This is a genomic window from Amycolatopsis sp. NPDC004378, from assembly GCF_053602455.1.
The window spans coordinates 22856-49720 of sequence record NZ_JBSGDR010000026.1 but is presented as its reverse complement, the minus strand read 5'-3'; the positions used below and the strand labels follow the sequence as shown (position 1 = coordinate 49720).

The 26865-nt window shown below is 72.0% G+C and carries 25 protein-coding genes; 14 read left to right on the top strand and 11 right to left on the bottom strand.

What is annotated here, in order from left to right; translation table 11 throughout:
- Window position 1: 1 nt before the first annotated feature.
- A complete protein-coding gene (locus tag ACWEN0_RS43050; RefSeq protein WP_451986662.1) occupies window positions 2–568 on the bottom strand; it encodes a GNAT family N-acetyltransferase in 567 nt (188 codons plus the stop codon).
- Entirely contained in the window at window positions 565–2028 is a 1464-nt protein-coding gene (locus ACWEN0_RS43045) for an APC family permease (RefSeq protein ID WP_451986660.1), read from the bottom strand. Before ACWEN0_RS43045 ends, ACWEN0_RS43050 begins: the two co-directional genes overlap by 4 nt.
- A 173-nt stretch (window positions 2029–2201) precedes the next feature.
- On the opposite strand from ACWEN0_RS43045, the gene ACWEN0_RS43040 reads away from it, so the two are divergent.
- Together ACWEN0_RS43040 and ACWEN0_RS43035 are read left to right on the top strand one after the other, a co-directional pair.
- A complete protein-coding gene (locus tag ACWEN0_RS43040) occupies window positions 2202–2843 on the top strand; it encodes a GOLPH3/VPS74 family protein (protein ID WP_451986658.1) in 642 nt (213 codons plus the stop codon).
- Window positions 2844–2926: 83 nt separating this feature from the next.
- On the top strand, window positions 2927–4087 hold the full coding sequence (locus tag ACWEN0_RS43035) for a saccharopine dehydrogenase family protein (RefSeq protein ID WP_451986656.1): 1161 nt from the start codon (window positions 2927–2929) through the stop codon (window positions 4085–4087).
- Here the strand turns inward: ACWEN0_RS43035 and ACWEN0_RS43030 are convergent.
- Window positions 4056–4907: an SDR family oxidoreductase gene (locus tag ACWEN0_RS43030; protein ID WP_451986654.1), complete on the bottom strand. Its 852-nt coding sequence runs from the start codon at window positions 4905–4907 to the stop codon at window positions 4056–4058. The genes ACWEN0_RS43035 and ACWEN0_RS43030 overlap by 32 nt on opposite strands.
- Complete coding sequence (locus tag ACWEN0_RS43025) at window positions 4894–6366, bottom strand: flavin-containing monooxygenase (RefSeq protein WP_451986652.1); 1473 nt, start codon at window positions 6364–6366, stop codon at window positions 4894–4896. Before ACWEN0_RS43025 ends, ACWEN0_RS43030 begins: the two co-directional genes overlap by 14 nt.
- Before the next feature lie 67 nt (window positions 6367–6433).
- On the opposite strand from ACWEN0_RS43025, the gene ACWEN0_RS43020 reads away from it, so the two are divergent.
- From ACWEN0_RS43020 to ACWEN0_RS43010, 3 genes are all read left to right on the top strand, one after another.
- Complete coding sequence (locus tag ACWEN0_RS43020) at window positions 6434–7024, top strand: TetR/AcrR family transcriptional regulator (protein WP_451986650.1); 591 nt, start codon at window positions 6434–6436, stop codon at window positions 7022–7024.
- A 134-nt stretch (window positions 7025–7158) separates the two neighbouring features.
- Window positions 7159–8004 (top strand): chitosanase, encoded by an 846-nt coding sequence (locus tag ACWEN0_RS43015; protein WP_451986648.1) that lies wholly within the window; start codon window positions 7159–7161, stop codon window positions 8002–8004.
- Between the two features lie 35 nt (window positions 8005–8039).
- A complete protein-coding gene (locus tag ACWEN0_RS43010; protein WP_451986646.1) occupies window positions 8040–8675 on the top strand; it encodes a L,D-transpeptidase family protein in 636 nt (211 codons plus the stop codon).
- On the opposite strand, the gene ACWEN0_RS43005 is transcribed toward ACWEN0_RS43010, so the two are convergent.
- From ACWEN0_RS43005 to ACWEN0_RS42995, 3 genes are read right to left on the bottom strand one after another with little or no spacing between them, the layout of a single operon-like run.
- Entirely contained in the window at window positions 8665–9651 is a 987-nt protein-coding gene (locus ACWEN0_RS43005) for a PHP domain-containing protein (protein ID WP_451986644.1), read from the bottom strand. The two genes, ACWEN0_RS43010 and ACWEN0_RS43005, sit on opposite strands and share 11 nt — an antisense overlap.
- Window positions 9652–9660: 9 nt before the next feature.
- A complete protein-coding gene (locus tag ACWEN0_RS43000; RefSeq protein WP_451986642.1) occupies window positions 9661–10152 on the bottom strand; it encodes a metallophosphoesterase family protein in 492 nt (163 codons plus the stop codon).
- Entirely contained in the window at window positions 10149–10802 is a 654-nt protein-coding gene (locus tag ACWEN0_RS42995; protein WP_451986640.1) for a GntR family transcriptional regulator, read from the bottom strand. The genes ACWEN0_RS43000 and ACWEN0_RS42995 overlap by 4 nt, the downstream gene beginning before the upstream one ends.
- Window positions 10803–10878: 76 nt before the next feature.
- Here ACWEN0_RS42995 and araD point away from each other — a divergent pair, with 76 nt between their 5' ends.
- The 3 genes from araD (at window position 10879) to ACWEN0_RS42980 (ending at window position 15733) form a co-directional block, all read left to right on the top strand.
- The gene (gene araD / locus ACWEN0_RS42990; RefSeq protein WP_451986638.1) at window positions 10879–12591 is read left to right on the top strand and encodes an L-arabinonate dehydratase; all 1713 of its coding nucleotides are present in this window, start codon (window positions 10879–10881) and stop codon (window positions 12589–12591) included.
- Between the two features lie 114 nt (window positions 12592–12705).
- The gene (locus ACWEN0_RS42985; protein WP_451986636.1) at window positions 12706–14490 is read left to right on the top strand and encodes a VanW family protein; all 1785 of its coding nucleotides are present in this window, start codon (window positions 12706–12708) and stop codon (window positions 14488–14490) included.
- 43 nt (window positions 14491–14533) lie between these two features.
- Window positions 14534–15733 carry an MFS transporter gene (locus tag ACWEN0_RS42980; protein ID WP_451986634.1) on the top strand — a complete coding sequence of 400 codons (1200 nt, stop codon included), beginning with the start codon at window positions 14534–14536 and terminating at the stop codon, window positions 15731–15733.
- A gap of 116 nt (window positions 15734–15849) precedes the next feature.
- Here the strand turns inward: ACWEN0_RS42980 and ACWEN0_RS42975 are convergent, their stop codons facing one another.
- A complete protein-coding gene (locus ACWEN0_RS42975) occupies window positions 15850–16107 on the bottom strand; it encodes a hypothetical protein (RefSeq protein WP_451986632.1) in 258 nt (85 codons plus the stop codon).
- A gap of 208 nt (window positions 16108–16315) precedes the next feature.
- On the opposite strand from ACWEN0_RS42975, the gene ACWEN0_RS42970 reads away from it, so the two are divergent.
- Window positions 16316–17590 (top strand): diguanylate cyclase, encoded by a 1275-nt coding sequence (locus ACWEN0_RS42970; protein ID WP_451986630.1) that lies wholly within the window; start codon window positions 16316–16318, stop codon window positions 17588–17590.
- Between the two features lie 19 nt (window positions 17591–17609).
- Here ACWEN0_RS42970 and ACWEN0_RS42965 read toward each other — a convergent pair whose 3' ends face one another.
- Window positions 17610–18962 carry a TrpB-like pyridoxal phosphate-dependent enzyme gene (locus tag ACWEN0_RS42965; RefSeq protein ID WP_451986628.1) on the bottom strand — a complete coding sequence of 451 codons (1353 nt, stop codon included), beginning with the start codon at window positions 18960–18962 and terminating at the stop codon, window positions 17610–17612.
- A gap of 65 nt (window positions 18963–19027) precedes the next feature.
- Between ACWEN0_RS42965 and ACWEN0_RS42960 the strand changes: the two genes are divergently transcribed.
- Together ACWEN0_RS42960 and ACWEN0_RS42955 are read left to right on the top strand one after the other, a co-directional pair.
- A complete protein-coding gene (locus ACWEN0_RS42960; protein WP_451986626.1) occupies window positions 19028–19882 on the top strand; it encodes an arginase family protein in 855 nt (284 codons plus the stop codon).
- Window positions 19879–20565, top strand: a complete 687-nt coding sequence (locus ACWEN0_RS42955) for a dienelactone hydrolase family protein (RefSeq protein ID WP_451986624.1) — start codon at window positions 19879–19881, stop codon at window positions 20563–20565. Before ACWEN0_RS42960 ends, ACWEN0_RS42955 begins: the two co-directional genes overlap by 4 nt.
- Here the strand turns inward: ACWEN0_RS42955 and ACWEN0_RS42950 are convergent.
- Window positions 20550–23327 carry an ATP-binding protein gene (locus ACWEN0_RS42950; protein WP_451986622.1) on the bottom strand — a complete coding sequence of 926 codons (2778 nt, stop codon included), beginning with the start codon at window positions 23325–23327 and terminating at the stop codon, window positions 20550–20552. The genes ACWEN0_RS42955 and ACWEN0_RS42950 overlap by 16 nt on opposite strands.
- A gap of 137 nt (window positions 23328–23464) precedes the next feature.
- On the opposite strand from ACWEN0_RS42950, the gene ACWEN0_RS42945 reads away from it, so the two are divergent.
- Genes ACWEN0_RS42945 through ACWEN0_RS42935 form a run of 3 tightly spaced genes read left to right on the top strand, consistent with a single transcriptional unit; the run spans window position 23465 to window position 25889 of the window.
- Window positions 23465–24364 (top strand): helix-turn-helix domain-containing protein, encoded by a 900-nt coding sequence (locus ACWEN0_RS42945; protein WP_451986620.1) that lies wholly within the window; start codon window positions 23465–23467, stop codon window positions 24362–24364.
- Window positions 24365–24375: 11 nt separating this feature from the next.
- Window positions 24376–25371, top strand: coding sequence for an aldo/keto reductase (locus ACWEN0_RS42940; RefSeq protein ID WP_451986618.1), 996 nt, complete (start codon window positions 24376–24378; stop codon window positions 25369–25371).
- A 56-nt stretch (window positions 25372–25427) separates the two neighbouring features.
- Window positions 25428–25889 (top strand): phage tail protein, encoded by a 462-nt coding sequence (locus tag ACWEN0_RS42935; protein WP_451986616.1) that lies wholly within the window; start codon window positions 25428–25430, stop codon window positions 25887–25889.
- Between the two features lies 1 nt (window position 25890).
- Here ACWEN0_RS42935 and ACWEN0_RS42930 read toward each other — a convergent pair whose 3' ends face one another.
- Complete coding sequence (locus tag ACWEN0_RS42930; protein WP_451986614.1) at window positions 25891–26811, bottom strand: NADP-dependent oxidoreductase; 921 nt, start codon at window positions 26809–26811, stop codon at window positions 25891–25893.
- Window positions 26812–26865: the final 54 nt, after the last annotated feature.

Below are 26865 nucleotides of genomic sequence, written 5' to 3'. Positions count from 1 at the left end.
CTCAGGACGTGGGGCGGCTCATCGGCTGCATCGGCGGCCCGCCGGGCGGGCGGAACGCGGGTCCGTGGTCGGCGAACCCGAGCCGCCGGTAGAGGCGCGTGCTGGCCGGCGAGCTGGCCTCCAGGTAGGTGGGGACGCCCTCGGCGTCGGCCCGGTCGAGGCCGTGGCGCAGCAGCCGGCCGCCGATGCCCTGGCCCTGCAGGCCCGGCCGGACGCCGATGAACTGCGCGTGCCAGAGCGGGCCGGGCGGCTCGCGCTCGGCCATCAGGCCGAGGAGCACGCCGAGCCGGTCGAGCTCGGCCGCGTCGAGCCCGGCGATCGGGCCGTCGTCGTCCTCGCCGGGAGGCAGCCAGATCACCGCCGCGGTGTGGTCGGCGGTCACGTCGACGTGCCCGGCCGCGAAGCCGGCGTCGAGGAGCGCGCCGAAGAACGCGGGGTGCGAAACGTCGCGGCGGCGCCCGGCGTCCGGGAACACCCAGCCGCTCATCGGGTCGTCCTGGAACGCGGCGACGAGGATCTCCAGCACGGTGTCGCGTTCGGCCGGATCGGCCGCGCGGACGTCGCTCACGGGGACTCGACCAGTTCGTCCTCGCGCAGCGGGCCGCCGATCCCCGCGTAGACGTCGGGCCGGCGCGTGCGCAGCGACTCGGCCCGCAGGAACCCGGCCAGGCCGGCGAGCACCAGCAGGCCCGGCAAACCCCAGCGCAGCACCGGGATCGAGCCCGCCGGGCCGAGCAGGACGTCGAAGTTGACGATGATCAGCACCAGCACCGCGGTCAGCGTCACCGCCGCGAGCGCGGGCGCACCCAGGCGCCGCCACCACGTCTCCCGGCCCGGGCGGCCGCGGAAGAACCCGATGACCGACAGGGAAACCGCGATCATGATGATCGTGACGCCGGTCGAGGCGGTGACGCCGGTCCACGTGAACAGGTCCGTGAACGGGTCGCGGCCGGCGAGCGCGAACACCGAGACGACGACGAACGCGATCGTGGTCTGGACCAGTGAGCCGCCGATCGGCGCGCCGGTGCGCTTGCTCGTCCGGCTGAAGCCCTCCGGCAGCAGCCCTTCCCGGCCCAGCGCGAAGAAGTACCGCGCGACGGCGTTGTGGAAGCTCAGCAGGGCGGCGCACTGACTGGTCAGGAAGAGCACGTACGCGACGTCGGCGAACGTCGTGCCGACGAACTGCCCGCCGAGGCCGAACAGCAGGCCGGGTCCTTCCGCCGTCGCGCGCTCGACGATGTGGTCCGGACCGGTCGCGACGGCCATCCCGAGCGAAGAAGCGATGTACAGCACCGCGGTCAGGCCGATGGCGATGAACGTCGCGCGGCCCACCGTCCGGCGCGGGTCACGGCATTCTTCGCAGTAGGTGGCGGCGCCCTCGAACCCGGTGAAAACCGCGATGGAAAACGCGAAAACGGCGCCGACGCCCGCGGTGAACAGACTCGACGGCGAAAGCGGCACCAGTGAAACCGAGCCCCCGGCCGGATGGCCGAACATGCCGACGTTCAAGACGACCAGCACCGCGACCTCGAGGCCGAGCGCGACGCCGAGCACCTTCGCGTTGAGGTCGATCCGCAGCACGCCGCCGGCGCCGACGACGAGCACCATCAGCAGGGCGGGCAGCCACCACGGGACGGTCAGCCCGAACATCGTGTCCAGCCACGTGGAGACGGACAACCCGAAGAGGCCGAACACGCCGACCTGGATCGAGCTGTATGCCAGCACTGTCACGTAGGAGACGGCGGTGCCCGCGGACCGCCCGATCCCGTGCGCCACATAGGGGTAGAACGCGCCGGCGTTCGTGATGTACCGGCCCATCGCCGCGTACCCGACGGCGAACAGCGCGAGCACCGGGGCCAGCAACACGAAGGACAACGGGACGCCGATGCTGCCGGTCACCGCGTACGTCGCCGAGACCCCGCCGGCGATCGCGTACAGCGGACCGGCGGCCGCGACGACGAAGAAGACGATCTGCGCGGCACCGAGCCGCTTGCTGCCGAGGCCGTGCCCCGGTGAGTGGGTACCCATGAACCTTCCCCCGCGCCGTGGGTGATCTTGGCGGCGGCGACCCAGAGTAGGGGGTCGGCCTGCGCGGCGGTACGTCCGTTCGGGGTAAAACGTGATCTCTCCGAGAGCCGGGTGAAGCCGTACCGCTATCTTCGACAGCCTCACCGCGACCGCCCAGGGGGCCTTTTTCCGTCATGCGCCGGCTCACCATGGTCGATTCGTTCTTCTTCCTCGGGCACGACGAGTTCAGCGGCCGTCCCGTCTTGAGCCGGACTTCGCTGGGTATCGGCTTGGCGGGCGCGGTTTTGTGCGATCTGCTCTTCACCGAAAGGATCACCGTCGAGAACCGCAGGATCCGCCCGATCGCGCAGCGGCCGCCCGGAATCGCGGCGGCCGACAGCGTGTTTTCCGAAATTGTTTCGGAAAAGCGGGCGCACAGTGTCCGCGAGTGGGTCGACCACCTCCGCGACGACCTGCCCGAGGCGGTCGCCGAGCACCTCGTCGCCGCGGGCCTCGTCCGGCGGACGCCCGACCGGGTGCTCCTGCGCCGCCGGTTCCGCTACCCGCCGGCGGACCTGCTCGTGTCGACGGCGGCCCGGCACAAGGCGCGGTCCGCGGTGTTCGGCGTCGAGCGGCCCGACCCGCGCGCGACCTGCCTGGCGCTGCTGGCCTGGACCGCGGGCGTCGACGACCTGTGCGAGCCGGAGCTCGGCCGGGCGCAGGTGCGGACCTGGATGGAGGACACCCACCACGGGCTGCCGCGGCGGATCGCCGACGTGATCAGCGGTGTCGCGGCCGTGGCGGCGGCTGTTGTGTACACGGGTGACCGCAAGTGATCTCTTCCGGGCGGAGCCCCGGAGGAGATAGTGACCGGCGGGTAACCTGGGCGCGTCCGCCGTCGACGCCCCCTGGAGGAGACATGCGCGCGCACGACGTGGTCCTGTTCGGCGCCACCGGCTTCACCGGCGGCCTCACCGCCGAGTACCTGGCCCGCCACGCGCCCGCGGACCTGCGCTGGGCGCTCGCCGGGCGCAACCGCGGCAAGCTCGAAGCCGTCCGGGCGCGGCTCGCGGAGATCGACGACCGGTTCGCGTCGCTCGACCTGCTGGTCGCCGACTCCGCCGACCCGGCCTCCCTGCGCGCCGTGGCCGAATCGGCGAAAGTGGTGATCACGACCGTCGGCCCGTACCTGACGCAGGGCGAGCCGCTGGTGGCGGCGTGCGCCGAGGCGGGCACCGACTACGTCGACCTGACCGGCGAACCCGAGTTCGTCGACCTCATGTACCTGAAGCACGACCGCCGCGCGCAGGAGACCGGCGCGCGGCTGGTGCACTCGTGCGGGTTCGACTCGATCCCGCACGACCTCGGCGCGTGGTTCACCGTGCGGCAGCTGCCCGAAGGCGTGCCGCTGAAGGTCGACGGCTACGTCCGGGCGAGCGGGATGCCTTCGGGTGGCACGTTCCTCAGCGCGCTGACCATCATGTCCCGGCTCCCGGCCGGCGCCCGCGTCGCCCGCGAACGCGCGGCCGCCGAACCGCGGCCGGCCGGCCGGTTCGCCCGCGCGCCGCTCGGCCGGCCGCACCGGGTGCGCGACGCCGGCTGGTGGGCGGTGCCGCTGCCGACGATCGACCCCGAGGTCGTCCGCCGGTCGGCGACGGCGTCCGAGCGGTACGGGCCGGAGTTCACCTACCGGCACTTCGCGGCGGTCAGGCACCTCCCGGTGCTCGCGGGCGGCGTGCTCGGCGCGGGCGCGCTGCTGGCGGCGGCGCAGGTCCCGCCCGCGCGGCGCGGGCTGTCCCGGGTGCTGGCTCCCGGGAACGGCCCGAGCCCCGAACGCCGTGCGCGGTCGTGGTTTTCGGTGCGGTTCATCGGCGAAGGCGGCGGCTCCCGGGTCGTGACGGAGGTGTCCGGCGGTGACCCGGGCTACGACGAGACGGCGAAGATGCTCGCGGAGTCGGCCTTGTGCCTGGCCACGGACACGCTCCCGGAGACGGCCGGCCAGGTGACCACCGCGACCGCGATGGGCGACGCGCTGATCGACCGGCTCGTCAAGGCCGGTCTGCGGTTCGAGACGCTGTGACCTGCGCCGAGACCCGCCGGACGTAGGCCGCGCGGCCCGCCGGGTCGAGTTCCTTCAACGCGCGGTCGTCGCCGATCAAGCCGCGCGCGAAGGTCATGAGCGGCTCCGGGGTGAGCGCGGCGAGCAGGTCCCAGCCGGCGAGCCACCGCGGCACGGCCGTCTCCGCGCGGCGGCTGCGCAGCGTGCCGGCGATCGCCTTCGCGACGTCCTCGGGGTCCACTGTGGGCAGTGCCCCGCCGAGCCGGACGCCCGACGCCAGTTCGGTGCGGACCGCACCGGGCAGCACCGCGCTGACGCTGACACCGGTCGCGGCGTACTCGCGCCGGACCGCGGCGGTGAGGCCGACGGCCGCGAACTTGCTGGCGTTGTACACGGCCATGCCGGGCAACGGGATCTTCCCCGCCATCGACGCGACGTTGACGACGTGCCCGCGCCCGCGGGCGACCATCCCCGGCAGCACCGACCGCAGGCCGTGCACCAGTCCCTGGACGTTGACGTCCAGCGTGGTGCGGCCGACCTCGTCCGGTTCCTCGAGGAAGTCGCCGAGCGGCATGACCCCGGCGTTGTTGACCAGCACGTCGATCCGGCCGAAGCGCTCGGTCACCGCGGCGGTGAAGGCGTCGAAGGACGCGCGGACGGTGACGTCCAGCGGAAAGCCGTGAGCGTCGGGGACCCGCTCGGCGAGCGCGGTGTCGAGGTCGCCGACGCAGACGGTCGCCCCGCGGGCGGCGAACTCGGCGGCGGTGGCGCGGCCGATGCCCCGTGCGCCGCCGGTGATCGCGACCACCGCACCCCGCGGACTGATTTCAGCGAACCGCATCGATCCTCCCGAATTCGTAGTCCTTCTCGTCGAACGAGCCGACCTGCGACCGCAGGCGGCCCGTCGAGAACGGCCAGCTGAAACTGTTGCGGCCGTTGACATCCGTGTAATAGCTGGAGCAGCCGCCGGACTGGTAGACCGTGCCCGGCAGGGCCGCCTGCACGTCCGCGTTGAACGCCGCCTGCGCCTCCGGCCGGACTTCGATCGGCCCGCGGTCCGGCCGGAGGGCGCGCGTCACCGCCGCGACCGTGTGCCGCAGCTGGGCTTCGAGGATCATGAACGCCGACGAGTGCCCCGTGCCGAGACTCGGGCCCAGCAGCAGGAACAGGTTGGGGAACCCGGCCACCGTCGTGCCCTGGTACGCCTGCGGGCTGCCCTTCCAGTGGTCGTCGAGGCTGCGGCCGTCGCCGTCGAACACGCGGGAGGAGACCGGCATGTCGAGGATGTGGAAGCCGGTGCCGAAGATGATGGCGTCGACCTCCGCCGCCGAGCCGTCGGCGCCGAGGACCGTGCGGCCTTCGACGGCGCGGACGGCGGTCGCGTGCACGTCCACATGGGACTCGGTCAGCGACCGGTAGTACGTGTTGGACATCAGCAGGCGCTTGCAGCCGAGGGTGTAGTCCGGGGTCAACGCCGCGCGCAGCGCCGGATCCCGCACGCTCAGCCGCAGGTGGGCCAGGCCGATCTTCTGCACCTGCCGCAGCAGCCACGGGTGCCGGAACCCGAAGCCGAGCGCCTCCATCGCGCCGTACTCCGCGCTGCGCAACGCGCGCTGCAGGGCCGGGAACCGCCGCAGGAGGAACCGTTCCAGGCCCGGCACGGGGTGGTCCGGCTTCGGCAGCACCCACTGCGCGGTGCGCTGGAACAGGTGCAGCCGCGCCACCTGCGGCACGATCCGCGGGACGAACTGGACCGCCGACGCGCCGGTGCCGACCACCGCGACCCGCTTGCCCGCCAGGTCGTAGCCGTGGTTCCAGCGCGCGGAGTGGAAGACCTCGCCGGGGAAGCCCGCGAGCCCGGGCAGGCCGGGGATGTTCGGTTCGTGCCACGGCCCGGTGCCGGCGACCAGGATCCGGGCGGTGTACGGGCCCCGGGACGTCTCCAGCTCCCAGCGGGACCCGGCGGGGTTCCACTGCGCGCGCGTCACCTCGACGCCGTAGCGGATCTTCGGCGTGACGCCGTACCGCTCGGCGGTGGCCCGCAGGTAGTCGCGGATTTCGGCCTGGCCGGCGAACGCGCGCGTCCACCCGGGGTTCGGCGCGAACGAGTACGAGTACAGCGCGGACGGGACGTCGCAGGCGCAGCCCGGGTACGTGTTGTCGCGCCAGGTGCCGCCGAGCGCGTCGGCTTTCTCGAGCACGGCGAGGTCGTCGACCCCGGCCTGGCCCAGGCGGATGGCCGCGCCCAGCCCGGAGGCCCCGGCACCGACGACGAGGACCGCGAAGTGGCGTTGTTCCATTTTCGGAGACTAGCAGTATCTCAATACCAGCGGTACCCCGATTCCGGACCTCGCTAGAGTGGGCCCCATGGCCCGACTCACCCGCGCGGAAAGCCAGGCGCGCACGCGCGAGCAGCTGATCGAGACCGCTCGGCAGCTCTTCCTGCGTGACGGCTACTCCGTGACGTCGCTGGAGAAGGTCGCCGACGAGGCCGGGTACTCGAAGGGCGCGGTGTACTCGAACTTCCGCAACAAGGACGAGCTCTGCCTCGCGGTGCTCGACCGGATCCACGACGAGCAGGTCGCGCTGGTCGCCGGGGCGCTGGTCGGCGCCGAAGGGATGGAAGGGCTGCTGGCCGCGCTGCAGGCGTGGGCCGAGCGCAGCATCGGCGACGAGGCGTGGACCGCGCTGGAGGTCGAGTTCGCCACGAACGCCCGGCGCAACCCGCACGTGCGCGCGGAGCTGGCCGCGCGGGACAAGGCCATCCGCGAGTCGATCGCCGGCCTGCTCACCGGCTACGCCGAGCGGTTCGGCATCACGCTCCCGATGTCGGCCGCCGACGCCGCGACGGCCCTGCTGTCCCTCGGCATCGGCCTCGGCGTCCAGCGCGCGATCGACCCGACGATCCCGGTGAACGTGCTGCCGGACGTGATCCGCCTGTTCGCCGGCGCTCGCTGAAATCGTCTGTTTTCCGTTCTCCTTTTACCTATTTCCGCCCCTTGTGGTGATCCTCACCCTTCGCTACCGTGACGCTACGCCGCAGCTTCACCCGAAACGTCCGGAAACGTCCCCGCGGAAAGGGTCTCCTCGAAATGAGCAAGAAGTTGCGGCCGGTCTTCGTCGGCGCGCTCGGCGCCGCCTCCGTGGCCGCCCTCGTGATCACCACCCCCGCGCTCTCCACCGCGGCTCCCGCTCCGCTGGCCGCGAGCAGCGCGACGGCCCGCGCCGTCGGCGACCTCTCCGCGCCGGCGAAGAAGGAGATCGCGATGAAGCTGGTCTCCAGCGCGGAAAACTCCTCCCTGGACTGGAAAGCGCAGTACAAGTACATCGAGGACATCGGTGACGGCCGCGGCTACACCGCGGGCATCATCGGGTTCTGTTCCGGCACCGGCGACATGCTCGAGCTCGTCGAGGCGTACACGAACTCCGTGCCGGACAACCCGCTGGCGAAGTACCTTCCCGCGCTGCGCAAGGTGAACGGCACCGATTCGCACGCCGGCCTCGGCTCGGCGTTCGAAAGCGCGTGGAAGCAGGCCGCGGCCACCTCGGCGTTCCAGACCGCGCAGAACAACGAGCGCGACCGCGTCTACTTCGACCCCGCGGTCAGCCAGGGCAAGTCCGACGGCCTGAGCAACCTCGGCCAGTTCGCCTACTACGACGCCATCGTGATGCACGGCCCCGGCGACAGCTCCGACAGCTTCGGCGGGATCCGCAGCGCCGCGATGAAGAAGGCGAAGACGCCGGCGCAGGGCGGTGACGAAACGGCGTACCTCAAGGCGTTCTTCGCCGCCCGCAAGGTCATCATGAAGCAGGAGGAGGCGCACGCCGACACCTCCCGCGTCGACACCGAGCAGGCGAAGTTCCTCAACGAAGGCAACTTCGACCTGCACACGCCACTGAAGTGGTCGGTCTACGGCGATCCGTACACGATCAACTGACGCCGGGCCCGCGTGACGCCGGTAAACTCGCCTGCATGCGCAGGAGATCGCTCGGCGTCACGCTGGCCGCGGCCGCCGTGCTCGGCACCGGCGCCGCCACGCCGGTGTCACCGGGTCCGCAGCAGCGGGTCACGGTGGCCGCGGACCCGGCGAGCGCGACCACGGCCGTCCTCACGGCGTGGCAGCGCACCGGAGACGGGTGGACGAAGGCGTACGGCCCGATCACGGCCCAGGTCGGCAAGGACGGCATCGGCCAGGCGAGCGAAGCGACTTCGCGCACCCCGGCCGGCGTCTGGCCGCTGACCGAGGCGTTCGGCACCGAGGCCGCGCGGACCGCGCTGCCCTACCGCGTCGTGACGACGTCGGACTGGTGGGTTTCGGACCCGGAATCCCGTTACTACAACACGCATGTCTCGTGCGCGCCCGGCACCTGCCCGTTCGACGAGGCCGCGGGCGAGAACCTCGGCGAGGCGGGCCCGGCCTACGCCCACGCCGTCGTCATCGACTACAACCGCTCGCCCGTCGTACCGGGTGCCGGGTCGGCGTTCTTCCTGCACGTCACCACCGGAAAACCCACCGCGGGCTGCGTCGCGATCCCCGCCGCCGACCTCGAGGCGCTCCTGCGCTGGCTCGACCCGGCCCAGCACCCGGTGATCGAGATCAGCGGCTGAGCAGCTCGTCGGCCGTGCGGGTGTTGATGATCCGCTCCGGCCCGATGCCCGCCTTGACCGCGCGCTCGCACCCGTAGGGCTGCCAGTCGAGCTGGCCCGGCGCGTGCGCGTCGCTGTCGATGGCGAATTCGCAGCCGATCTCCGCGGCCAGGCGCAGCAGCTTCATCGGCGGGTCGAGCCGTTCCGGGCGCGAGTTGATTTCGACGGCCACGCCGTTTTCGCGGCACGCGGTGAACACCTTTTCGGCGTCGAACTCCGACTCCGGCCGGCCCCGCCCGACGACCAGCCGGCCGGTGCAGTGCCCCAGGACGCGGACGTGCGGGTTCCGGACCGCGGCGAGCATCCGCCGCGTCATGTCGCGGGCCGGCATCCGCAGTTTCGAATGCACGCTCGCGACCACGAAGTCCAGCTCTCCCAGCAGGTCCTCTTCCTGGTCGAGGGACCCGTCGTCGAGGATGTCGACCTCGATGCCCTGCAGCAGCCGGAACGGCGCCATCAGCTCGTTGGCCTTGGCGACGAGCTGCATCTGCGTCCGCAGCCGGTCCGGCGAGAGCCCGTTCGCGACGGTCAGCCGCGGCGAGTGGTCGGTCAGCACCATCCACTCGTGCCCGATTTCCCGGCCCGCGACGGCCATCTCGCCGATCGAGCTGCCGCCGTCCGACCAGTCCGAATGCGTGTGGCAGTCCCCGCGGAGCGCCGAGCGCAGCGGCTCGCCGTCCGGCAGCTTCTTCTCGACGATCTTCGACCGGTACTCCGGGTCGCGGCCGGCCAGCGCGTCCTCGATGACGCCCGCGGTGGCCTTGCCGATCCCGGGCAACGACGTGAGCGTGCCGTTCTCGGCCATCGAAGCCAGCTGCGCGGCATCGGTCTTGTCGACGGTCGCGGCCGCGTTCCGGAACGCGCGCACGCGGTACGTCGGCTCCCCCGCGCGTTCGAGCTGGAACGCGATCTCCCGCAAGGCCCATGCCGGATCCATGGGACCTGTCTACCCCCTCTTGGGCAGTTCGTGCAGCTCGACGTCCTTCAGCACGCCGTCTTCGACGGTCGCCGTCTGGTAGGTGCAGAAGGGCTGGCGACGGCGGTCGGTCGGCGAGCCGGGGTTGAGCAGCCGCAGGCCCGCCGGGGTGGTCGTGTCCCACGGGATGTGGCTGTGCCCGAAGACCAGCACGTCGGTGTCCGGGAACCGCGCGTCGCACCGCTGTTCACGGCCCTGCTTCGCGCCCGTCTCGTGGATCACGGCCAGGCGCAGGCCGCCGAGGTCCGCGCGGGCGATCTCGGGCAGCCGGGCGCGCAGGTCGGCGCCGTCGTTGTTGCCGTAGACCCCGATCAGGCGCTTGCCGCGCCGCTCCAGCTCGTCCAGCAGCGAGACCTCGACCCAGTCGCCGGCGTGCACGACGACGTCCGCGGCCGCCACCTCGGCCCACACCCGGTCCGGCAGCGGGCGGGCGTGGGTGTCCGAGATGAGCAGCAGCTTCATTCGATCGCCTTGAGGACCCGGTCGAGGAACCCGCCGATGTGGTCCTTCAGGAGCGACGCGGCCCCTTCGGCGTCGCCCTTCTTGGCCGCGGCGAGGACCGCCTTGTGCTCGGTCCACTCCTTCTTCCAGCTGGGGTTGGCCTCCCAGCCGACGACGCTGATCAGCGCCGCGCGGTCCTTGAGGTCGTCCAGGATGGAGACCAGCAGCGGGTTGCCGCAGCCGAGGTAGAGGGCGCGGTGGAACCGGCGGTTGAGCAGGCTGAGCGCGGCCTGGTCCTTGTCGGCGATGGCCGCCGACGCCTCCTTCAGCGCTTCGGCCGCGTCGTCGAGCAACGCGCTGTCGTGCTGCTCCACGGTCCGGCGGACGGCCTCGGGTTCGAGGACCATCCGCACGTCGTAGACGGACTTCGCGAGCTCGGCGTCGACCTTGACGACCGAGGCTCCCTTGTACGGGCTGAACGTCACCAGACCGGAGTTGGAGAGGACCTTGAGCGCCTCGCGCACCGGCGTCTTCGACACGCCGAGCTTCGCGGCCAGCTCCGCTTCGACGAGCGGCTGGCCGGGGACCAGCTCGCGGGTGAGGATGCCGCGGCGGATCTCCTCCAGGACCACTTCGGTCCGGGATGCGGGCAGGCTGAACGTCCCGGTCATGATGCGCTCCCTCACTCTCTTCGGAACCATTCAACCAGGCCTCCGAGATCGTATATCAGATGCCATACTGAATCCCATGAAAGCACCCGAGGAGCTCCGCAGCCACCGGTGGTTCGGCGGCGACGAACTGCGCACCTTCAGCCACCGCGCCCGCAGCCGCCAGCTGGGCTACAACCCGGAAGAGCACCTCGGCAAACCCGTCATCGGCATCCTGAACACGTGGTCGGACGTCAACCCCTGCCACATGCACCTGCGCGAACGCGCGGAGCAGGTCAAACGCGGCGTCTGGCAGGCCGGCGGCTTCCCGCTGGAGTTCCCGGTCGCGACGCTGTCGGAGACCTACCAGAAGCCGACACCGATGCTCTACCGCAACCTCCTGGCGATGGAGACCGAGGAGATCCTGCGGTCCTACCCGATCGACGGCGCGGTCCTGATGGGCGGCTGCGACAAGACGACGCCGGCGTTGCTGATGGGCGCGGCGAGCGCCGGGCTGCCCGCGATCTTCGTCCCGGCCGGCCCGATGCTGCGCGGGCACTGGCGCACCGAGGTGCTCGGCAGCGGCACCGACATGTGGAAGTACTGGGATGACAAGCGCGCCGGACTGATAGGCGACGCCGAGATGTCCGAACTGGAACGGGGCCTGGCCCGTTCCCCCGGGCACTGCATGACGATGGGGACGGCGTCCACGATGACGTCGGCCGCCGAAGTGCTCGGCGTGACGCTGCCGGGCGCGGCGTCGATCCCGGCCGTCGACTCGGCGCACCACCGGATGGCCGCGGCGAGCGGCGCCCGGATCGTCGGCATGGTCTGGGAGGACCTGACGATCACGCAGGTCCTCGACAAGCGCGCGTACGAAGACGCGATCACGACCGTGCTCGCGCTGGGCGGGTCGACCAACGCCGTGATCCACCTGATCGCGATGGCCGGGCGCAGCGGCATCCCGGTGAGCCTGGCCGACTTCGACGCGCTCGCGCGGCGCGTGCCGGTGCTCGCGAACATCCGCCCCGGCGGCGACTGGCTGATGGAGGACTTCTACTACGCCGGCGGCCTGCCCGGGCTGCTGTCGCGGCTGACCGACCTGCTGCACCCCGAGCGGCCCACCGTCACCGGCCGCACCCTCGGCGAGAACCTCGCGCCGGCGCGGGTGCACAACGACGACGTCATCCGCACGCGGGACAACCCGGTCGCCGCGGAAGGCGGGGTCGCGGTGCTGCACGGCAACCTGGCGCCGTCGGGCGCGGTGATCAAGCACATCGCCGCCGAGCCGCACCTGCTGACGCACACCGGTCCGGCCGTGGTGTTCGAAAACTACCCGGACCTGAAGAAGCGCATCGAAAATCCCGAAATCACCGCGGACTCCGTGCTCGTGCTGCGCGGGTCCGGGCCGCTCGGCGGCCCCGGCATGCCGGAGTACGGGATGCTGCCGATCCCGTCGCACCTGCTGGAGCAGGGCGTCCGGGACATGGTCCGGATTTCCGACGCGCGGATGAGCGGCACCAGCTACGGCGCGTGCGTCCTGCACGTCGCACCCGAGTCGCACGTGGGCGGCCCCCTTGCCTTGGTCCGCGACGGCGACCTGATCACCCTCGACGTTCCCGCGCGCACCCTGCGTCTCGAAGTGTCCGATGCGGAGCTGGAGCGGCGGCGTGCCGAGTGGACCGAGCCTGCACCGCGCTTCGAGCGGGGTTACGGTGCGCTCTACAGCGAGCACATCACGCAGGCGGACGAAGGCTGCGACTTCGACTTCCTCGCCCGGGCGGGCCACAACCCGGAACCCGACGCCCGTTGACCGTCCCGTGACCGGTTCCTCCCCCGTTAGGGCGAGTCGTACGGCTTGTCCGGGTGCCCCGTACGCTGACCCCGACACCGGGGCGACCCGGCGCCGCGTTGAAGGGGTGGAGAGTTGCCGTACGAACCGCGTTGGCCCGAGTCACACGGTGAGCAGACGGACGTCCTGCCGGTCGTCCGGCCCGAACCGGAACCCGGCCCCGCGCCCGCCAAGCGTTTCAACGCGCGCAAGGCCGGCTGGATCGCGGGCGGGGTGTTCGGCTTCCTCGTCGTCCTCTACGGCGTCGACCTGCTCGTCAGCCAGGGCAGCGTCCCGCGCGGCGTGACCGTCGCGGGTGTCGACGTCGGCGGCATGGACCGCGACGCCGCCGAGCAGGAACTGCGCGGCAAGATCGAGCCGCGGCTCACCCGTCCGATGGCCGTGACGGCCGGAGACGTCCAGGGCACGCTGTCGCCGACGCTCGCCGGGCTGAGCCTCGACTGGGCCCAGACCCTCGACCAGGCCGGCGAACAGCCGCTGAACCCGTTCACGCGGCTCGCGTCGCTCTTCTCGCGCCGCGAGGTCGGCGTGGTCAGCCACGCCGAGGACGCGAAGCTCACCACCGCGCTGGAGCAGCTGCGCGGCCAGGTCGACCGCGACCCGGTCGAAGGCACCGTGAAGTTCGAGGGCGCGAACCCGGTCGCCGTGCCGCCGAAGCCCGGGCAGAAGCTCGACGTCCCGGCCGCGACGGCCGCGGTCGTCGAGAAGTGGGCGAGCGGCGAGACCCTGGCGCTGCCGGTGACGAGCACGCCGGTCCGGACCACCCCCGAGGGCGTCCAGGCCGCGCTGGACCAGTTCGCGAAGCCGGCCGTGTCGGGCCCGCTGGTCGTCAAGGGCGACGGCAAGGACGCCACGGTGCAGCCCGAGGCGATCGCCGCGGCGCTCACCTTCGAGCCGGCCGACGGGGGCGGGCTGACGCCGAAGATCGACAACGCGAAGATCGCCGAGGCCGCCGGACCGCAGCTGAAGTCCACCGAGAAGGAGGGCAAGGACGCCACCGTCGTCTTCGACGGCGGCAAGCCCGCGGTGGACCCGTCGGTCGACGGCCGGACCATCGACTGGGACCCGAGCCTCAAGCCGCTGCCGGACGTGCTCAAGAAGACCGGCGGCCGCGAGGTCCCGGCCATCTACAAGAACACCCCGGCGAAGGTGACCACGGACCAGGCGAACCAGCTGGGCGTCAAGGAGGTCGTCGGCGAGTTCACCACCGGCGGCTTCGCACCCGACTCCGGCACGAACATCCGCGTCGTCGCGCAGAAGGTCAACGGCGCCATCGTCAAGCCCGGGGAAACCTTCAGCCTCAACGGGTTCACCGGCCCGCGCGGCAAGCCGCAGGGGTACGTCGAGGCCGGCGTCATCGAGAACGGCGCCCCGGCGCGCGAGGTCGGCGGCGGCATCTCGCAGTTCGCGACCACGCTGTACAACGCGTCGTACTTTGCGGGCATGAAGGACGCGGGGCACAAGGAGCACAGCTACTACATCAGCCGCTACCCCGCCGCGCGCGAGGCGACGGTGTTCCAGAACCCCAACGGCGCCAGCGTGATCGACATCAAGTTCACCAACGACTCGCCGACCGGCATCGCGATCCAGACGATCTGGACGCCGTCGTCGATCACCGTGAAGCTGTGGGGCACCAAGCGGTACACCGTCGAGTCGATCCCCGGCGAGCGCTCCAACCCGACCGATCCGCCGACCAAGCCGGGCCCGGCGGAGAACTGCCACGCGTCCAACGGCGCGCCCGGGTTCACCACGACCGACACCCGCGTGATGAAGGACGCCGCGTCCGGCCGCGAGGTGAGCCGCTCGACCCGGACCGTCCGCTACAACCCGCAGCCGAAAATCACCTGCGGCCCCTCCTAACGGCCGTTCACGCTGAGCGCTCGCGGAGGTACCGTGAGTGCCCATGGCGGCGCGCGCGGTCGGCTTCCGGGACGTCCTCGCGGTGGCCGAGTTCCGGGCGTTGTTCTCGGCGCAGCTGGTCTCGGTCACCGGTGACCAGCTGGCGCGCGTCGCGCTGTCGATCCTGGTCTACGACCGCACGAACTCGCCGGGCTGGGCGGCGCTGACGTACGCGCTGACGTTCCTGCCGGACCTCGTGGGCGGGCCGCTGCTGTCGGGGCTGGCCGACCGGTACCCGCCGCGGCTGGTGATGGTGTCGTGCGACGTCGTGCGCGCGGTGGCCGTGGCGGTGATGGCGTGGCCCGGCTTGCCGCTGCCCGCGGTGGCCGCGCTGCTGGTCGGCGTCCAGCTGTTCAACCCGGTGTGGAACTCCGCGCGGGCGGCGCTGCTGCCGCAGGTGCTGCCGGGCGAGACGTTCGTGCCGGGGATGGGCCTGCTGATGATGCTCGTCCAGGCGGGCCAGGTCGCCGGCTTCGCACTGGGCGGGCTGTTGGTGGCGGCCATCGGCACGGGCGGCGCCCTGCTGGCGGACGCGGCGAGCTTCGCGGTGTCCGCACTGGTCCTGGTCACGGGCGTCCGGACACGGCCACCGCGCGAGTCGTCCGGCGTCCGGTGGTGGCGGCACGTGCGAGCGGGCTGGACGGTGGTGGTCGGCGACCGCCGGCGGCTCGCCCTGGTGGCGTTGGGGTGCGTGTCGGGGATCTACATCGCGGGCGAGGCGATCGCGGCACCGTACGCGGCGGAACTGGGCGGCGGCGCGGTCGTGGTCGGGCTGCTGCTGGGGGCGTACGCGCTGGGGAACGTGCTCGGAATGGCGGCGCTGTCACGGATCCCGCCGGCACGGCGGAGCCGCTTGCTGGGCCCGCTGGCCGTGCTCGCGTGCGCGGCCCTGCTGGGCTGTGCGCTGCGGCCGGACCTGGAGGCCACGCTGGCGTTGCTGACGCTGTCCGGCGTGGCCAGCTCGTACAACCTCATCGCCAACACGACGTTCGTCCAGCTGACGCCGGACGCCCAGCGCGCGCAGGCCTTCGGCTTCGCCTTGACGGCGCTGCGGGTGTCGCAAGGCCTCGGCGTGGTACTGGCCGGGCTCGCGGCCGAGCGCGCCGCACCGCACGCCGTGGTCGCCGGCGCGGGCGCGATCGGCGTGGCAGCCGCAATCGGCGCGGCCTCGCTATGGCGGCGGGCGCAACCGGAGCCCCGGTGACCGGCTTGCAGGTCTCGCGGTCCTCGGCGTGGCAGCCGCAATCGGCGCGGCCTCCCTGTGGCGGCGGGCGCAACCGGGGCCCCGGTGACCGGCGCGGGCCGGTCACCGGAGGGTGGTCAGCGCAGCGTCCAGTCGGTCGGGCACTCGGGCAGTGCTGGCGAGACGCCGGGGCGGGCCCAGTCGGTCGGCAACCGGCGGACGGTCCAGTCCGTCGGCAGCTCGCGGGCGGTCCAGTCGGTCGGCAGCTGCCGCGGGGTCCAGTCCGTCGGGATCGCGCGGGTCCAGTCGGTGGGCAGCTGGCGCGTCCAGTCGGTCGGCCGCTGCGCGCGGCGCCGGGACGGGACGATGTTCGCGTTGGGCAGGAAGTGGGACATGGTTTCTCCTGTTCGTAAGGGATCTTGCACGGTGCGTGACCGAACGGTAGCCTGACCGGCCTAGTGACACACCGCGTTCGTTCGATTACAGTGACGATTTCCGCGAAGAGTTCCGTCCTGAGAAGAGGGGCGTTTCGTGGGATTGTCCGGGTCCCAAGGGCGAAAGCCCAGCTCAGAACGTCCACGATCGGGTATCCGTACGTGGGCGATGTGGAAGCTGGCCACTCCGGTGTTCGGCTACGTCCTCGTCGTCGACGTGCTGGCGGTGGTCGCGATCCTCGCGACGGCCGCGCTGGTGCCCGTCACCACCCAGTCCTTGGTCTGGTGCGGCCTGATCCTGGCCGGCGAGGTCGTGCACCTCGAAGCGGCACAACGCATCGAGCGCATCCGCGAGCTCGCCGCCGACGGCCGGCCGCACATGCACCTGCAGTCGATCTGGATCTTCGCGGGGCTCCTGCTGCTGCCCCCGCCGCTGGCCACGGTGGTCATCGCGGTCAGCTACGGCCACTCGTGGGTGCGGGTCTACAAACGACGCGGCGTGGTTCACCGGAAAGTGTTCTCCGCGGCGACCGTCATCCTGGCGTGCACCGCCGCGGGCTTCGTGCTGTCCGCGGGCACCGGGCACGCGGCGCCATACGTGCCCTACCTCGACGGCTTCGGCGGCATGACGGCCCTGCTGCTGTCCGGGATCGTCTACTTCGGACTCAACTACGTGCTGGTGATCCTCGCGATCCTGATGAGCAACCCCGGGAAGCCGCCGCGGCAGGCGTTCGGCAACCCGTCGGACGTGCTGATCGTGCTGGCCGCGGTCGGCGTCGGCTGCGGCATCGCGCTGGTGATGACGGTGCGGCCGTGGCTGCTGCCGGTGCTGATGGTGACGCCGGTGGCGTTGCACATCGGCCTGCTGCTGCCGCAGTTCCAGGCCGCGGCGCGCACGGACTCGAAGACGGCGTTGCTGGCGCCGGAGTTCTGGGTCCAGCTGGCCCGCAACGAGCTGGCGCGCGCCGCCGAGCTGTCGTCGACCGCGGGCGTGCTGATGATCGACCTGGACCACTTCAAGGCCATCGACGACGGCAACGGCCACCTGGCGGGTGACGAGGTCCTGCGCGCGATCGCGGCGGCGATCCAGGGCTCGGTCCGCGGCGGCGACTACGTGGGCCGCTTCGGCGGCGACGAGTTCGTGGTCCTGCTCCCGGGCGCGACGAGCGCGGAGATCGTCTCGATCGCGAACCGCATCCGCGCGGCGATCGCCCGCACCGAAGTCCCGGTCCCGGTGGTCCGCCCGGGCAAGCCGGAGGTGATCGACGGCTTGACGGCCTCGATCGGCGCGGCGGTCTACCCGGAAACGGCCACGGACTACACGATCCTGCTGCAGGCCGCGGACGACGCGGTGTTCGCCGCGAAGGCCGCGGGCCGCGACCGCGTCGTCCTCGCGGACGCCCGCACCGAGCTGACCCGCCCGGAGATCCCCGACCTGCGCTGACCTCCGGGCGAGCCGGGCGCTACGGCAGGGTGGCGAGGGACTCTTCGAGGGTGGCCGCGGAGAGCTCGTTGTCCACCATGTCCCCGGCGAGGTAGGCGCCGTAGGCCGGCAGGTCCAGGTGAGCGTGGCCGCACAGGGCCGTGAGGATCACCTTCTCCTCGCCGGTTTCCTTGCACCGCAACGCTTCCTGGATGCACGCCGCCAGTGCGTGGGTCGGCTCCGGTGCCGGGATGATGCCCTCGGACCGCGCGAACCGGACGCCCGCGGCGAAGCACTCCTGCTGGCCGATCGCGATCGCTTCGATCAGGCCCAGCTCGTAGATGTGCGAGATCAGCGGCGACATCCCGTGGTAGCGCAGGCCGCCCGCGTGGATCGGGTCCGGGATGAACTCGTGGCCGAGCGTGTGCATCTTCAGCAACGGCGTGAGCCCGGCGGTGTCGCCGAAGTCGTAGGCGTACTTGCCGCGCGTCAGCGACGGGCACGCGGCCGGCTCGACCGCTCGGATCACCGGGTCCATCCGGCCGGCCAGCTTCTCGCGCAGGAACGGGAAGGCGAGCCCGCCGAAGTTGGAGCCGCCGCCGGTGCAGCCGACGAGCACGTCGGGGGTGTCTCCGGCCAGCTCGAACTGCTTGAGCGCCTCTTCGCCGATGATCGTCTGGTGCAGCAGCACGTGGTTGAGGACGCTGCCCAGCGCGTACCGCGCATCGGGGTCCTGCGCCGCCTGCTCGACGGCCTCACTGATCGCGATGCCGAGGCTGCCCGTGGAGTCCGGGTGGTCCTTGAGGATCGCGCGGCCGGACTCGGTCAGCTCGGACGGGCTCGGGTGGACGGTCGCGCCGAACGTCTCCATCATCAGCTTGCGGTAGGGCTTCTGGTCGTAGGACGCCCGCACCTGCCAGACCTCGCACTCCAGCCCGTACTGCGCGCAGGCGAACGCGAGCGCGCTCCCCCACTGGCCGGCGCCGGTTTCGGTCGTCAGCCGCGTGACGCCTTCTTGTGCGTTGTAGAACGCCTGCGGCACCGCGGTGTTCGGCTTGTGCGAGCCGACCGGGCTGACGCCCTCGTACTTGTAGTAGATCCGCGCCGGCGTGCCGAGCGCCTTTTCCAGCCGCCGCGCGCGGAACAGCGGCGACGGCCGCCAGAGCCGGTAGACCTCCCGGACCTCCTCGGGGATGTCGACATAACGATCAGTCGTCACCTCCTGGGCGATGAGGGCCTGCGGGAACAGCGGGGCCAGGTCGTCCGGGCCGACCGGCTCGCGGGTGCCGGGGTGCAGCGGCGGTGGCGGCGGCTCGGGCAGGTCGGGGATGACGTTGTACCACTGGGTCGGGAGATCGGCTTCGTCCAGGATGTACTTGGTGCGTTCGGCCATCGCGCCTCCTTGGTCGGCACCCCAACTTAGGGCCCGATCAGCGGCGGAGCCAGTACGGTGACCGGGTGAAGAAGTTCGTCCTGATCGACGCGCCGTCCAACCTGGGCCTGCGGCCGCCGGTCGAAGGCGCGGCGCCCGGCTGTTACAAGACGCCCGGCGTGCTGCGCGACCTCGGCATCCTCGACCGGCTGAAGGCGGCGGACGGCGGTGTCGTGACGCCGGGCCGCTACCTCGGGACGTGGCAGCCGGGCGACGGCGTCCGCAACTCGGCGGCCATCGCGTCCTACACGCGAGCGCTCGCTTCGCGGGTGGCTTCGGTCCGCGACGCGGGCGGGTTCCCGGTGGTGCTGGGCGGCGACTGCTCGATCTCCCTGGGCGCGATGCTGGCGCTGCGCCGCGCCGGCCGGTACGGCATCGTCTACCTGGACGGCCACGACGACTTCCGCCACCTGGGCGTCGCCGGCCACGTCGGCGCGGCGGCGGGCGAGGACCTGGCGATCATGACCGGCCGCGGTGCCGACGACCTGGCCGACATCGACGGGCTGCGGCCGTACGTCCGGGACGAGGACGTGCTGGTGCTGGGCGTGCGGGCCGCGGAGTCGGCCCGGCTCCACGCCGCCGGGATCCGCTACGTCACTTCGGAGGCCCTGATGGCCGGCGAACCGGTGCCGGCGTTGCCGGAGCCGGCCGGCTTCTGGATCCACGTGGACATCGACGTCCTCGACCCGACTCATGTGTCCGCAGTGGACAGTCCCGATCCGGGCGGCCTCGACCCGGACACGCTGGTTTCGGTACTGCGCCGCCTGGTCGCGCTCCCGGGCGCGGCGGGCTTCGAGCTGACCGTGTTCGACCCCGACCTCGACCCGGACGGCTCGCAGGCCGCCCTGGTCGCCGACGTCATCGAGAGGTCCTTGCGGTGAAGAACGTGCTGACGGACCTCCCGGTGTGGCGGCCGCCGTCCGGCCGCGGCCCGGGCCTGGTGCTGGTCCAGGAGATCTTCGGCCTGGACGACTACCTGCGCTCGGTCGCGGCGGACCTCGCGGCGGCGGGGTACGTGGTGGCGGTCCCGGAGCTGTTCTGGCGGACGGCGCCGGGCTGGACGTCGACGCACGACGAAGCGGGCGTGGCGGCGTCGATGGCCGTGGCGGCGTCTTTCGACCCGGAACTGGGACTGGCGGACGTCCTGGCCACGGTGGCGCACCTCCGCGCGCAAGAATCGGTGACGGGCGGCGTGGGCGTACTGGGCTTCTGCCTGGGCGGCTCACTGGCCTTCGCGGCGGCGGCCGCGGGTGACCCGGACGCGGCCGTGTCGTTCTACGGCTCGACGGTGGCCGCGCGGATCGCCGACCTGACGCGGATCACGTGCCCGGTCCAGTTCCACTTCGGCGGCCAGGACCCGTACATCCCGCGGTCGGACGTGGCGGTCGTGGAGTCCGCGGTGGCCGCGCACCCCGGTGCGGAGATCCACGTCCAGGAGAGCGCGGGCCACGCCTTCCACAACAACGTGGCCCCGATGTTCCACAACCCCGAAGCGGCGGCCCGGGCCTGGGAGCTGACCACGGACTTCCTGCGCCGGACCTTGCCGGCTCACGCCGACGGCTGAGCCGTCAGGCTCCACGCCTCGGCGTCGTCGATGTCGGCCAGCTGGCGCGCGATGCGGTTCACGTCGGCGATCCGGTGCTGGGCGCGGCTCAACGCCAAGGCGCGCACCCACGCCTCGCGCGCCTCGGCGTGCTGGCCGAGTGCGGCGTGGGTCCGGGCCAGGTGGTCCAGGGTGTCCGCCTCGTAGTAGGTGGCGCCGAGGCTCCGGCACAGCTCGAGGGACTCCCGGAAGCAGGCCAGCGCCCGGTCGTGGCGCCCGCAGTGGTGCTCGATGTAGCCGAGGCAGTCCAAGGTGACGGCTTCGCCCTGCCGGTTGCCGTGCCGGACGAACAACGCCAGCGCCTGCCGGCAGGTCGCCCGCGCCTGCCGGAAGTCGCCCAGCAGGGCCTGGTACCAGCCCACCATGCTGAGCGCTTCGCCTTCCCACACCGGGTTGTCCAGCGTCCGGAACAGGCGCAGCGCCAGGTCGGCGTAGTCCAGGGCCAGCCGGTCGTCCAGCTGCCGCCAGACCCCCGTGAGGTCGTGGTAGGTGCGCGCTTCCCCGTGGGTGTCACCGGTTTCCCGGGCCAGGACGAGTGCGCGGTGCAGGTGGCTCGACGCCTCGGCGCGCAGGCCCGCCCGCGCGTACGCCTGGCCGAGCAGGCGGTGCGCGTGCCCTTCCAGCTCGGGGTCGTCCAGCTCCTCCGCGGCGGTGAGCGCGGCACCCCACGTCGCCAGCTGCTCGTGCAAGTGCCCGCGCCGCAACAGATATCCGTGCAGCGTCCAGGCGAGCTGCCAGACGAGCTCCGGCCACTCCTGCCGGGCGGCGGCCTGCTGGGCGGCGAGCAGACCCGCGTGTTCGGCGTCGAACCAGGCGAGGACCGCGGCGTCGTCGGCGAAGTCCGGGATGACGAACGGGACCGGCCGGTCGCCGATGTCGATCGGCTTGCGGTGCGGGTACAGGAGCCGTTCGCCGGCGTAGCCGGCGTGCAGGTAGAAGCCGACGAGCCGGCGCAACGCCTGCACCCCGCCCGAGCGCGGTTCGGCGGCCCGCTCGCTCGCGTAGAGCCGGACGAGGTCGTGCATCCGGTAGCGGGACGCCCCGTGGCGCTGCACCAGGTGCGCGTTCTCGAGCTGCCGCACCAACGTGGTGACCCGGCCGGCGGGCAACCCGGTGAGGACCGCGATCGCGGGCAGCCCGATGTCCGGGCCCGGGGCCACCCCGAGCAGCCGGAACACGTGCGCGGCCTCGGACTCGAGCGCGTCGTGGGACCAGGACAGGGCGGCACGCAGGTTCGACGTGAGCTCGCCGCCGTCGAGCGCGTCCAGCCGGGCCGACGTCTCCCCGAGCTCGGCGGCCAGCAGCGTGAGCGGGAGGTCCGAGCAGGTCGCCGCGTACGCCGCCACGATCCCCAGCGCGAGCGGCAGGCCGGCGCAGTAGATCACCAGCTCGTCCACCGCGGCCCGGTCGGTTTCGGCCCGGCCGCCGAGGCGCTTCGCGAGCAGTTCCCGGGCTTCCGGGGCGTCCAGCACGTCCAGGGTCAGCGACCGGACGTCGTGCGTGGTCAGGAGGCCGGTCAGCTGGTTGCGGCTGGTGATCACCACGGTGCAGCCCGGGCTGTCGGGCAGCAGCGCCGCCACCTGGCGGCTGTCCCTGGCGTTGTCCAGCACGATCAGCATCCGCCGGTCCGCCACCGTGTCCCGGAACAGCGCCGCCTGGCCTTCGGGGTCGAGCGGGATCGAACCCGAAGGCAGCCGCAGCGCGTCGAGGAACCCGCGGATCGCCTCGACCGGTTCCACCGGGGCGCCCGACGGGTCGAAGCCACGCAGGTTCACGTACAGCTGCCCGTCGGGGAACCGGTGGGCGTTGTCGTGGGCCCACTGCAGCGCGAGCCAGGTTTTCCCGATGCCGCCCATGCCGACGATCGCGACGATCGGGGCGGCGTCGTCGGCCGCGGGCACCGACCGCGTGAGCTCGGCCAGCTCCCGGGTCCGCCCGGTGAACGACCGCGGCCGGGCGGGCAGCCGCGGCACGTTCCGCGGCGGCCGAGGCGCGTCGTCGGGCGCGTAGGGGCGGTCGGGCAGGGAGATCCAGGCCCGGACGGCCGTTTCCTTGACCGTGACGTCGGCCTGCCGGTAGGTGGTCGCGTCCTCGATCGGGCTGTGCCGGACCACCTCGTTGAAGAACCAGGACGAGACGATGAGCGCCAGTACCCCCGGCGAATCCGCCAAGGCGGCTTTCAACGGCGGCGCGTCGAGGAGCCGGAACGCCAGGTTGATCGACTTCGCGGTGACCCCGAAGTCGTCGTAGGTGATCTCGCCGGCGTGCAGCGCCATCCGCAGCCGGATCCGTTCCGGGTCCTGGTGCGTGCGGTTGTGCCGGCGCAGCGCGGTGGCCAGGGCCCTCGGCAGCGACTCGACGAAGGCGGCTTTGGGCACCTCCGCCCCGGCCAGGACGAACACGCCGTCGCCGCGGTCCTCGACATCGCAGCTGTCCCAAGGGATCCCGGCCGCTTCGAACGCCACCGCCAGCGCCCGGTACACCCCGCCGCGCACCGCGACCTGGTCCCGGTTCGTCCGCTGCGGGTTCCCGAAGCCCTCGACGTCCACGACGAGGATCGTCCGGTGCACCGCCTGCCGCCGGCCCGCCGACCGGACGGCGTGGACCGGCGAAGGGCCGCCGAAGCCGGCTCCCCGCCGCGGATCCGGCACCCGGCCGGTCTCGACCTCCGACCCGGCCGCGCGGGCCGTGGTCCCGACGATCTCCGGATAACCCTCGAACATGAGCGGTCCTCCTCCCGAGGGGCACTCCCAGGATGAGTCAGCGCGGCGACGCGCGGATAGTGTGATTGCAATATTGCACGGGAACGACCAGGCAAGATGTGCCGTATGATCCCCCGAGGACTACCGCGAAATCCGGCATGCACTACCCCGAGGGGGTCATCCGCCTCATGACGCAGGACGCACCGTCCGCGCGCGAGCGCCAGCTGGCCCGCGAACTCCGGCAGCTGCGCTCGACCGTCGGCCTCACCGGCAAGGACGCCGCGGACCGGCTCGGCTGGTCGACGTCCAAGGTGTCCCGGATCGAGACGGGCCGGATCGGGATCGGCCAGGACGACCTCGAGGCGCTGTTCGTCCTGTACGAAGTCCTCGACGAGAAGGCCGAACACCTGCGCGGGCTGGCCGCGTCGGCCCGGGCGCAGGGCTGGTGGGACGCCTACGCGAACAACCTGTCGTCCGGGTACTCCAGCCTGATCAAGCTGGAGTCGGGTTCGGTCGGCCTCCGGTGCTACTGCGCCCTCGTCCCCCACGCGCTGCTGCAGACGCCGGAGTACTCGCGGCACGTCATCCAGTCGACCCTGCAGGTGCCCTCGCCGGCCGAGATCGACCGGCGCGTCGACATCGCGCGCCGCCGGCAAGCGGTGCTGCGGCGGGAAAACCCGCCCATGCGGCTGGCCGCCGTGATCGACGAAGCCGCGTTCCGGCGGCCCATCCGGACCCCGGACGGGCGCATCGACACCACCGTCACCCGCGCGCAGTTCCGGCACCTGGCCGAGCTTTCCGCGCGACCGGATGTCACCATTCAGGTCCTGCTCTTCAAGTCCGGGATCCCGCCGGTGACGTCCGGCTCCTTCTCGGTGCTGGAGTCGATGGCCACCCACCGGCCGGACGTCGTCTACCTGGAGAACAAGACCAGGTTCTTCTTCATCGACACGGAGAACGAAGTGCACCAGTACGTGCAGGAGTTCGAACTGCTCAGCTCGATGGCGCTGGACCCGGACGATTCGCGCGCTTACATCGAGCGCGCGGCGAACCGCTGAGGAGACGACCGGTGCACAGACGCGAACTCGGCGAGTCGGGCCTCAAGGTGTCCGCCATCGGACTCGGCTGCATGGGCATGTCGGAGTTCTACGGCCGGGCCGACGAGGCGGCCGGTGTCGACACCATCCGCCGGGCGATCGACCACGGGATCACCCTCATCGACACGGCGCCTTCCTTCGGCGCGCGGCCCTACGGCGAGTCCGCCAACGAACGGCTCGTCGGCCGGGCCCTGCGCGGCCGGCGGGACGCCGTCGTGCTGGCCACGAAGTTCGGGTTCGTCCGCAGCGGGGACGACCGCGTCGTGGACAACTCGCCCGGCTACATCCGGCGCTCGGTCGACGAGTCCCTCGCCCGGCTCGGGACCGACCACATCGACCTGTACTACCTCCACCGGCGGAACCCGCACGTGCCGGTCGAAGAGGTCATCCTGACGATGAAGGACCTGGTCCAGGCCGGCAAGGTGCGCCACCTCGGCCTGTCCGAGGTCAACGCCGAGACGTTGCGCCAGGCCTGCGCGATCCACCCGATCACGGCCCTGCAGAGCGAGTACTCGCTGCTCAGCAGGCACATCGAGGACAAGATCCTGCCCACGGCGCAAGAGCTCGGCGTCAGCGTCGTCGCCTACGCGCCGGTCGGGCGCGGCCTGCTCACCGGTGAACTGACCACACTGGACGGCCTGGAGCCCACCGACCTGCGCCGCCTGCAGCCGCGCTTCCAGGACGGCAACCTCGGCCGCAACCTCGCGCTCGTCGAGCGGGTGCACGCGGTCGCGGAGGAGGTCGGCTGCACCACCGCCCAGCTCGCGCTGGCCTGGCTGCTCGCGAAGGACGACGGGATCGTGCCGATCCCCAGCACGACCAGCTACCGGCACGTCGAGGAGAACGCCGCGGCGGTCGACATCGTGCTTTCGCCCGCTCAGGTGCGGGAGCTCGACGAGGCGATCCGGCCGGGCGACGTCGTCGGCGACCGGAACACGGCGGCGAGCCTCGCCCTGATGGAGCTGTGACCACGGCGGGAGTCGTCTACCTTCGTCACGAGCGCACCCGCTGAAAGGAGCTCACCATGTCCTACGCCGTGGACTTCGCCACTGTGTCGACCACCGGACTGGAGTCGTCGCCGGTCGCGCCCGCGCTCGCCGGCCTGCGAGCGAACGAGGCCCGGTACTTCAAGAACAAGTACGACCACGTCTTCACGGTCGAGCCGGCGAGCGACGCCGCGAAGACCCTCGACTGGGTGAACCGGATCCTCGAGGAGGAGCGCGGCATCGTCATCGCGTCACGCCCGCTCGAGGTGACCGAGTTCGAGGTCGAGGGCATCCGCATGGCGTACGTCTTCTACGAGAGCGGCCTGTCGATCAACGTCATGTACACGCTCGAAGACTCCGGGAAGCGCGCCGTCGGGTTCAAGCTCTCCGACGGCATGGAGATCCCCGACGAGCTCTCCTCGTTCAAGTTCGCCCGGCAGAAGTCGAAGCTGGCCGGCACCATCCGCGGCTCCTACTTCGTCATCAAGAACGCGTACTGACCTACGGCACGAGCACGATCTTGCCGCGCGCGTGGCGGCGCATCAGGTCGCGGTAGGCGTCGCGGACCCGGGCGAGCGGGTAGGTGGCGGCGATCGGGACCTCGAGGTCGCCGACCGCGACGAGCTTGACGAGCTCGGCCAGCACCTCGGCGTTCGCGGACCCCGTCATGCCCTCGCCCTTCACGCCGGTGCGCGCGACGCCGGCGAAGTCGATGATCGTGTTGATCCGGTCCTTCGCGACACCGAGTTCCAGGGCCAGGTCGACGTAGCCGTCGCCGAAGTTGTCGATGAACGCGTCGACGCCGTCGGGCGCGGCTTCGCGGATCCGGTCGAGCACGCCGTCGCCGTAGGTCACCGGCAGCACGCCGTGCCCGCGCAGCCAGGCGTGGTTGGCCTCGCCCGCGAGCCCGATCACCGTCGCGCCGGCGTGGCGCAGCAGCTGCACCGTCAGCGAGCCGACACCGCCGGCGGCGCCCGCGACGACGACCGTGTCCCCCGGCCCGGCCCCGACCGCGCGGACGTTCGCGTGCGCGGTGGTCCCGGCGACGAAGAGCGCGCCGCCGGCCTCCCACGGCACCGCGGGATCGCGTGCCACGAGCTGGGCCGCCGGCACCGCGACCAGCTCGGCGTGGCTGGCGCGGGTGTCCACCCAGCCGATCACCTCGTCGCCGGCGGACCAGGTGCGCACCGCCGGGCCGACCTCCGCCACGACACCGGCGAGGTCGCTGCCCTCACCGGACGGGAACGTCGCGGGCCAGCGCTCGTGCAGCGCGCCGGACCGGATCGTGTTCTCCCCCGGGTTGACGCCGGCCGCCCGCACGCGCACCAGCACCTCGTCCGCCGCGGGCACCGGCCGGGGCACGTCCCGCACCTCCAGCACGTCGATGTCGCCGTACTCGTCGAACCGCACTGCCTGGGGCATCTCGCCCTCCTTCCGGATCCTTGGTCCTGCGGTCCAGCAAACCGGAGCCGGGCG